The 5,178-nt window shown below is 72.8% G+C and carries 3 protein-coding genes and 1 pseudogene; 1 reads left to right on the top strand and 3 read right to left on the bottom strand.

Features of this window, described 5'->3' with window-relative positions; translation table 11 throughout:
• Positions 1-2: 2 nt before the first annotated feature.
• Together ACOV8S_RS27125 and ACOV8S_RS27120 are read right to left on the bottom strand one after the other, a co-directional pair.
• Positions 3-370: pseudogene (locus ACOV8S_RS27125) on the bottom strand (response regulator transcription factor); the annotation flags it as partial.
• A 114-nt stretch (positions 371-484) separates the two neighbouring features.
• A complete protein-coding gene (locus tag ACOV8S_RS27120; protein ID WP_448321017.1) occupies positions 485-1,021 on the bottom strand; it encodes a DUF4240 domain-containing protein in 537 nt (178 codons plus the stop codon).
• Positions 1,022-1,239: 218 nt separating this feature from the next.
• On the opposite strand from ACOV8S_RS27120, the gene ACOV8S_RS27115 reads away from it, so the two are divergent.
• A complete protein-coding gene (locus ACOV8S_RS27115) occupies positions 1,240-2,250 on the top strand; it encodes a LacI family DNA-binding transcriptional regulator (RefSeq protein ID WP_448321327.1) in 1,011 nt (336 codons plus the stop codon).
• A 185-nt stretch (positions 2,251-2,435) separates the two neighbouring features.
• Here ACOV8S_RS27115 and ACOV8S_RS27110 read toward each other — a convergent pair.
• The coding region (locus ACOV8S_RS27110; protein WP_448321016.1) for a glycosyl hydrolase at positions 2,436-5,178 on the bottom strand (2,743 nt) is incomplete at its 5' end.

Raw genomic sequence — 5,178 nt, 5'->3', positions numbered from 1 at the left:
GCTCAGGGCAGCAGCCCCGCCCGCCGGGCCGCGGTCACCGCGGCCCACCGCCCTCGCGCCCCCAGTTTCCGGGCGGCGGAACCCAGGTAGGACTTGACGGTCTCCTGCCGCAGCCCCAGCCGCCGGGCCGCGGCCGCGTTGGAGTCGCCGACCGCCACGCAGGCCAGCACGTCGAGTTCACGCGGCGTCAGGCCGACCGGCGCGCCGACCGGTGACGTCCCTCCGCCCCCGCCACCGGGGCCGAGCAGCGCGCACACCTCGTCGAGGCCGGCCCGCACCGCCGGGTCGTCGACGTGCGGTCGCCCAACGGCTCGGCGGTGCGCAGGGCGCCGTACAGGACGCCGCGTACCCGGCGCCGCACCACCATGGGCCGCCTTCCCGATGACGGTGTCCGGCAAGGTCCGCAAGATCGAACTGCGCGAGACGCACGCCTGACCGGGCGGTGCCGGCCGGCCGTTGCGACCGCTCGGTGGGGCGTCTGCGTTCACTCCAGGTACAGGGCGGCCAGGCGGGGGAGCCGGCGCGCCATCTCGGCGTGGTCGTCGAAATCGAAGTTCCAGGCGGGGTCCAGCTCCGGGTAGCGGATGGTGAACGCGTCGTCGGGGAGCTCTCGGCCCGTCGCCGCGATGTGCGCGTCCCAGGCGATGCCGAGCGTGTCCTCGCACCACAGGTCGTGTCCGGCGGCCGCTGCCCCCCGCACGACCGGCAGCTCCGCCAGGGCATCGGGGTCGGCGACCACGCGCTCGAAGGTCTCGCGTCCCTGGACGATCAGCCAGCCCCGGAAGTAGTCGAAACCGTCGTCGGAGCAGCCACCGTTGACGATGTAGGCGGCGGCCCACAGAGGATTCGTGTAGGAGACGGCCATCAGGTCCCACAGGGCCTGCGACGCCGCCACGATCGCCTCGGCCGGGTGGGCGGCCAGCGCCGCGCTCGCCCGGCGGGCGACGTCCTCACCGTCCCCCGGGTCGGGCGCCCGGTCGCGGGCCGCCTCGACGAGGTGCCAGAACTGTCGTGTGTCCATGGCGGCGGAGCATGCCACCCGGGTCGGACAACGGGCGGCGGGAGAGGCCGGCCCACCGGAAGCATGCGCCCGGGTCACGGTTCGGCGGCCTGTCGTGCAAGCGCTCTCAGCGGGAGGACCTGGAGCGCCTATCCTGGTCCGCGCCGGGTGACCGGCGCGGCATCGGGCGAAGGGGCCCGCGGACGCAGACAAGGAGCGCACCGTTGTCCGAGCAGACCATGGGACCCCGTCCGACGCTCGAGGCGGTCGCGGAGCGCGCCGGGGTGTCCCGGGCGACGGTCTCCCGCGTGGTCAACGGCGCCGTGGGGGTGCGGCCGCCGCTCGTCGACAAGGTCCGCAAGGCCGTGGAGGAGCTGGGGTACGTCCCGAACCACGCCGCCCGGTCGCTGGTGACCCGGCGCACCGGCGCTGTCGCGGTGATCATCGCGGAACCCGAGTTCCGGGTCTTCTCCGATCCGTTCTTCGAGCAGCAGATCCGCGGCATCAGCCGGGAACTGAGCGCGCACAGCGCCCAGTTGGTCCTGCTGTGGGTGGAGGGCGCCGGCGAGCACGAGCGGATCGCCCGTTACCTGGAGGGCGGCCACGTGGACGGCGCGCTGGCCTTCTCGCTGCACAAGGACGACCAACTGGCGAGCCTGATAGCCCGGACCAGGATCCCGGCGGTCTTCGGAGGCCGCCCCGCCCCCGGGGCCGGGCCCGTCGCGCCGTTCGTCGACTGCGACAACCGCGGGGGCGCGCGCGAGGCGGTGCGTCACCTGGTGTCGCTGGGCCGCCGCCGGATCGCCCACATCGCCGGTCCGCGCGACAAGATCGCCGCCCTCGACCGCATCGACGGGTACCGGGACGTGCTGGTCGACGCCCCCGAAGAGCTGTTGTGGCAGGGCGACTTCACCGAGGAGAGCGGCGCCCGCGCGATGGCCGGCCTGCTGGACCGGTGCCCCGGCCTGGACGGGGTCTTCGTGGCCAACGACCTGATGGCGGCGGGCGCGCTGCGCACGCTGCGCGAGCGGGGCGCGCGGGTGCCGCAGGACGTGGCCGTGGTCGGGTTCGACGACATGGCCGCCGTCACGGGGGTCACCGACCCTCCGCTGACGACCGTGCGGCAGGACATCGAGGGGATGGGCCGGCTGATGGTGCGGCTCCTGATGCGGCTGCTGGACCGGCCGGGCGACGAGGCCCCGGCGTCCGTGATCACCCCGACCACCCTGGTCCGCAGGGCCACCGCCTGACGCGCCTGACGCGCCTGACGCGCCGGAAGCGCCGGAAGCGCCGGACGGGCCGGACGGTCCGCGGGTCCACAGGCCCTCCGGCCCTCCGGCCCGTGAGGGCACAACGGCGGGCGGCGGTCACCGGTGGGAGCCGGTGACCGCCGCCCTGGGCGCCGCGATCGTCGCGGTCGTCCGATCGTCAGCCGTCAGCTGAAGGGGATCACCACCAGAGAGGTGTCCGTGCCCGTCTGCAGCCGGGCGTCCGCGTTGCCGATGGCGCTCCAGACCTCCAGCCGGACCGTTCCGTTGCGCAGGTTGCCCAGCGTGCCGGTGGCGGACTTCAGGCCGCGGGTCTGGTCGTAGCGCTCCCAGCCCGTCACGGGGTCGGTGGCGAAGTAGGCGTACGTCTCCGTCCGGTCGAAGGTGCCGTCACCGGTCAGGTCGTAGCTGACGCGGGCCTGCTGTCCGAGCCCCACCGAAGTGCCGGCGTCGACGGCCAGCCGGAAGGAGGTCGAACCGCCCGAGGTGTACGTGCCGTTGACGCCCTTGATCTCGTAGACCAGAGGCTTGTACGGCGTGCCGTCGTGGTTGGCGCCGCCCGCCGACGGGACCGTGTCACTGGCCGCCGAGCTGCCGGTGGCCGTGGTCAGGGTCCCGCCGGTCCGCAGCTGGAAGGTGTTGCCCGACGTCGGGGGAGTGCCCGGGTCGGTGCTGCCGCCGGGCCCGGTTCCCGTCGCGGTGGAACGCGCCGGCACGCTCAGCGTCCGGCCGTCGGAGAAGGTGACCGTCCGCGCCGAGGAGCCGTGGTTGTGCGCCACGTAGGTGCGGGTGCCGCTCTTGGAGAAGACGGCCGAGGCGGGGATGTCGCCGGTCACCGAGGTGTCGGGCGCTCCCATCGAGTCCAGCCCCAGGATCCAGTGGTAGGTGTGGGCCTTGGACTCGCCTGCCTCCGGGGTGTACCCGGCGTTCCCCGAGTCCCACTTGGACTTCGCCGTCGCCGGGTCGGCCAGTGCCTGGAACTCCCAGAGGATGTCCCGCCATTCGACCGCGGGACCGCCGTTCTCGCGCTCCATCTCGGCGATGTTGCGCCGGATGGCCTCCTTGTGGGCGCCCAGGTGCAGTGAGCCGCCCGCGGTGATCGGGAGGGCGTTGATCCCGTGGATCTCCTCGGGGTTGGCCGTCCACCAGGTCGAGTAGGCGGCGCCGCTGCCCCAGACCATGCCGACTGTGTCGTGCGTGTAGGAGCCGGGGAAGACCTGCTGGTCCTTGTCGAACCAGTACTGGGCGATCGCCTCGCTCTCCGTGGTGAGCAGGTACGTGCCCAGGTCGCGCAGCGAGGTGTCGCCGGTCGCCGAGCCGTACAGCACCAGGGCGGCGCTGAGGCCGGTGGACTCCGAGGAGGACTCCTGGTTGTTGCCGGCCGCGAAGCCCTGGTGGCCGGAGGCCCAGCTGTGCCCGGCGTACACGTCGAAGCCGCGCAGGAACGGGAACGAGCTGTCGGTGCGGCTCGGGTTGGCGGTGTCGCGGACCAGGGCCTTGACCATGCCGCCCCAGGCGGAGTCCGCGGTCCACGACGGGTCGTACTGGGCGACGATCGCGGCGGCGTGGACGTAGTAGCCGTAGTGGAAGTGGTGGTCGTTGAGTTCGGTGTCGCTGCCGTAGGAGGCGGGGTAGCCGATCAGCGTCTTCCAGTCGCGGTCGTAGGAGAACTCGCTCGCGCCGCCCGCGGTGAACCACTCCTGCAGCCGGCCCTTGATCAGGGAGATCAGGCGGTCGCGGATCGCGGTCTCACCGATCTGGTCGGCGACCGGGACCAGCTGCGCGAGCTTTCCGAGCGCCTTGCCGGTCCAGTAGGTGTCGGTCGCTCCGGAGAACGGGTCGGAGGCGTTCGCGACGTCGTTCAGGTAGCCGCGCAGGCGGGCGTTGTCGATCGCGCTGCTGCGCGGGAGCTGGGGCAGCACCGGGGCGGAGCGCATGCTCGTGGTGAAGGAGGTTCCCTCACGGACCTTCATCGTGCCGCGCGGCGAGACGTAGGTGTACGAGGTGAGCGCGTCCGTGGTGTGCAGCCACTGGTGCCGGTAGAGGGCCTGCAGCGCGCCGCGCTCGGAGCCCTCCTTGGCCTCGGTGGTCAGCGAGTAGGTGGCCTTGACCGTGCCGGAGCTGTAGCTCCAGTCGACCTTCGAGCCGGTGACGAAGCTGAAGGCGTACTTGCGGTACGTCGCCAGCGCGTCGGTCGAGGGCAGCACGGCGAGGGAGAAGTAGTCCTTGCCGGCGAGCCCCGCGGTGATCTCGGTGCCGGAGACGTTCCAGTCGGCGCCGGTCGGCGCGAAGAGGGCGTAGTGGTGGCCCCCGACGGTGATGCCGAGGACGTTGCCCTGGTCGGAGAAGACGGTGGGCGTCGAGGCGGTGTTGATCCGCGCGTTGCCGCCGGACCCCTGGGCGTACACGAAGGGCATGCCGTGGCCGATGGTGGTGCGCAGGGTGCGCGAACCGTCGGACCAGTAGGGGGTGACGGTCCAGTCGGACCAGGAATCCGCCTTGGTGTCGGGCGAGTTGAGCCCGGCAAGGCCGAGGGTGAGGTCCCGCTTGTGGGCGAACTCGTACTGCCGGCCCTCGCCGACGATCGCCGCGCTGGTCGGGTAGCCGACCTCCAGTCCGCCGGAGACGGCCTGGTAGGTCAGCGGGTGACCGTACATGGGCGTCGAGTACGGGTTGTCGCCGTACCGCTGGAAGGCCAGCGAGGACCACCAGTCGTTGGTGGGGACCGGCTTGCCCTGGGCGGCGGCGGTCACCTTGGGCTTGACGGCGGTGCCGGTGTTGGTCGTGGGGCCGACGGTTCCGGCCGGCCGGGTGTCGGAATAGCTTCCGGCGCCCACGGGGACGGTGGCGGCCGCCGCGGGGGCGGCGGCCGGACCGAGTCCGACGGCGGCCAGCGACGCGGCCAGGACC

Source organism: Streptomyces sp. CO7, assembly GCF_053474865.1.
The sequence above is the reverse complement of the archived record's forward strand: the minus strand, read 5'-3'. Positions and strand labels throughout refer to the sequence as shown.

What these genes read in the sequence shown, in the direction of transcription:
- ACOV8S_RS27120 (WP_448321017.1), bottom strand. Translation starts at nt 1,021, where the DNA reads ATGGACACACGACAGTTCTGGCACCTCGTCGAGGCGGCCCGCGACCGG.
- ACOV8S_RS27115 (WP_448321327.1), top strand. Translation starts at nt 1,240, where the DNA reads ATGGGACCCCGTCCGACGCTCGAGGCGGTCGCGGAGCGCGCCGGGGTG.